The 400-nt window shown below is 60.0% G+C and carries 1 pseudogene; it reads left to right on the top strand.

Annotated features, from left to right (window positions below):
• Positions 1-400 (top strand): annotated as a pseudogene (locus Q0X97_RS11835) (RHS repeat protein); the annotation flags it as partial.

Here is a 400-nt window from a genome sequence, read left to right as displayed (position 1 = left end):
AATTTACCACATCGATGCCGCCGGCCACCGTACCGATACGGAACGCGACGACTGGGGGCGGGTTACCCTTCAACGCGACGAACTCGGCCGCGAAACCCGTTTCGGCTACGACACCTTCGGCAACGTGATCAGCATCACCGCTCCCGACGGCAGCCGCACCCAAATCGACTACCACGACACTTTAAACCTGCCGGTTGCCGTCAACGACCCCGGCGGCAGAATCACCGAATACACCTACGACGGGCGCGGCAACCTGATTCACATCACCGACCCCGCCGGCCATCGCACCGAGTACACCTACAACGAACAATGGCTGCCCGCCGCCATCACCGACGCATTGGGCAAAACCAAACAGCTTGAATACGGTTCAGACGGCCAATTGATCCGCTATACCGATTGC

Source organism: Neisseria sp. MVDL19-042950 (assembly GCF_030504625.1).
In the GTDB taxonomy this organism is placed as follows: Bacteria; Pseudomonadota; Gammaproteobacteria; order Burkholderiales; family Neisseriaceae; genus Neisseria.
This window is presented reverse-complemented; position numbering and strand designations above follow the sequence as displayed.